Source organism: Nocardia farcinica (assembly GCF_029867845.1).
GTDB lineage: Bacteria > Actinomycetota > Actinomycetes > Mycobacteriales > Mycobacteriaceae > Nocardia > Nocardia farcinica_A.
The window spans coordinates 1-2,195 of record NZ_JARWRU010000434.1 but is presented as its reverse complement, the minus strand read 5'-3'; the positions used below and the strand labels follow the sequence as shown (position 1 = coordinate 2,195).

Below are 2,195 nucleotides of genomic sequence, written 5' to 3'. Positions count from 1 at the left end.
CGCCCGGCGTCGCGACCCGGTTTTCCTCGTCGGATCCGGCCTCCGCCCCCGCCCATGCGCCCGCGCCGCCTCCCGCCCGTGTCATTCGTCCACCTCCGCGGTCCGCGTCCCGGCCGTACGCCTGCATCGGAGTTTATTGTGGTCCTATCGATGCCGCGGCGCGTCGAAGACCCCCGACCGGGTGCGACGGGGGTGGTGTGCTGTGGGCGGAACGAGGATGGTTGCGATGCGTGGTGACGGCGACGGGTGGGCGATCGGCCCGGACGGCTTACGGCACTGGGGTAAGTACGGAGCTGCCGGATTGTTGCTGCGGGCCCCGCTCGCGGGCGGCGGCTCGGCCGTGCTGTTGCAACACCGCGCCCCGTGGAGCCATCAGGGCGGAACCTGGGCGCTGCCGGGCGGGGCCAAGGACAGTCACGAATCCTCGGTGCGCGCCGCGGTCCGCGAGGCCGAGGAGGAGGCCGGTATCGCGCACACCGAGATCACGGTGCGCGCCGAGCGGGTGACCGCCGCTGTCCCCAGCGGCTGGACCTACACCACCGTCGTCGCCGACGCCCCCGCCACCCTGGCCACCAGCGCCAACCGGGAGAGCCTGGAGCTGGCCTGGGTGCCCGAGGACGAGGTGACCGACCGCCCTCTGCACCCCGGCTTCGCCGCCGCCTGGCCTGCCCTGCGCGCCACCCCGGCCCGCGCCCTGCTCGACGACCTCGGCGCGGACGAGGACGCCGCGGCCGTCGCGGCCGCCCTGCCCCGCACGGTCGACCTGGCCGACCAGGGGTTCGTCTGGCTGCACGCCGATCCCGGCGGTCCGGGCGGACAGGCCCGCATCGTGTCCGCCGCGGACGGCGAATCCACGTCGTCGGTGTCCACGCTGCTGATGACGACCCGCCAGATCCTCGGCTGACCCGCGTATCGGCGAATGGCGGGCGACCGCGGGCCCGCGGTGCGGGCTCAGGGGGCGGTGAGAGTGATGCGATAGCGCCGCGCCGGGCCGAGATCGGTGTCCTCGATCCTTTCCAGACGGCCCCCGGCGCGTTCGATCGTCCTGGCGGAGGCGAGATTGCCGGCCGCGCAGACCAGCAGAACGTGGTCCATGCCCAGCCGGCGGGCGTGGTCGAGCATGCGGGCCAGCGCCCAGGTCGCCAGGCCGCGCCCGCGCGCCGATGGCCGGACGCCGTAGCCGAGGTGCCCGAAGCGCCGGACGAGCTCCCCGGGACCGCGCCGCAGCGCGATCCCGCCGAGCACGCGGCCGCCCTCGACCATCCAGCGATAGGTGCACCGATCGTCGGCCTCCAGCCGGGCGGTCCAGGCCGCGAACCCGGCGGGGGTGGCAACCTCGTCGCCGGCGCGCAGGCCGAAGCCGTCCTCGTGCGGCCCCGGACCCCACTCCCGGTGCGCGGCCGGCCAGGCCGCGTGCAGGCGCATGGTGGGCGCGACGAGCTCGGTGGCGTCCGCGCGGGTCACCGTGCCGCGTTGGCCAGCAGAGCTTGTTTGAGTTCGCGGGCGGCAGCCTCGGGGTCGGCGGCCGCGGTGATGGCGCGCACCACCACGACGCGGGTCGCCCCCGCGGCCAGCACCTCGGGCAGGCGCTCGACGTCGATGCCGCCGATGGCGAACCAGGGCTGGGTGGGGTGCGATTCCGCCGTGGAGCGCACCAGGTCGAGACCGGCGGCCTGACGTCCGGGCTTGGTGGGGGTGGACCACACCGGGCCGGTGCAGAAGTAGTCGATGTGCTCGTCGATGGCGGCCAGCCCCGCCTGGGCACGGTTGTGGGTGGAACGGCCGATCACCACGTCGGGGCCGAGGATGCGGCGGGCGTAGGCGGGCGGCAGGTCGCCCTGGCCCAGGTGCAGGACGTCGGCTCCGGCGGCGAGGGCGATGTCGGCGCGGTCGTTCACCGCGACCAGTCCGCCGTGGCGGCGCGCGACCGCCTTCAGCTCGGCCAGCGCGCCGAGTTCGGCCTTGGCCTCCAGCGGGCCGAACTGCGCCTCGCCCGGTGAGCCCTTGTCCCTGAGCTGGATGATGTCGACCCCACCCGCGAAGGCGGCGTCGGCGAACCTGGCCAGATCGCCCTTTTCCCGGCGCGCGTCGGTGCACAGGTACAGCCGCGCGGTGGCCAGGCTATCACGGGGCGGCAGGGGGCGGTTCGGGGGGGAGGGTTGCACGTCACAGACGGTAGCCGCGCTACCGTGGAC

3 protein-coding genes are annotated in these 2,195 nt (G+C 75.0%); 1 reads left to right on the top strand and 2 read right to left on the bottom strand.

What is annotated here, in order from left to right:
• The first annotated feature begins 226 nt into the window (after positions 1 to 226).
• On the top strand, positions 227 to 904 hold the full coding sequence (locus tag QH283_RS09230; RefSeq protein WP_280502601.1) for an NUDIX domain-containing protein: 678 nt from the start codon (positions 227 to 229) through the stop codon (positions 902 to 904).
• 47 nt (positions 905 to 951) lie between these two features.
• On the opposite strand, the gene QH283_RS09225 is transcribed toward QH283_RS09230, so the two are convergent.
• Positions 952 to 1,464: a GNAT family N-acetyltransferase gene (locus QH283_RS09225; protein WP_280502600.1), complete on the bottom strand. Its 513-nt coding sequence runs from the start codon at positions 1,462 to 1,464 to the stop codon at positions 952 to 954.
• Positions 1,461 to 2,165: a thiamine phosphate synthase gene (gene thiE, locus QH283_RS09220; RefSeq protein ID WP_280502599.1), complete on the bottom strand. Its 705-nt coding sequence runs from the start codon at positions 2,163 to 2,165 to the stop codon at positions 1,461 to 1,463. Before thiE ends, QH283_RS09225 begins: the two co-directional genes overlap by 4 nt.
• Positions 2,166 to 2,195: the final 30 nt, after the last annotated feature.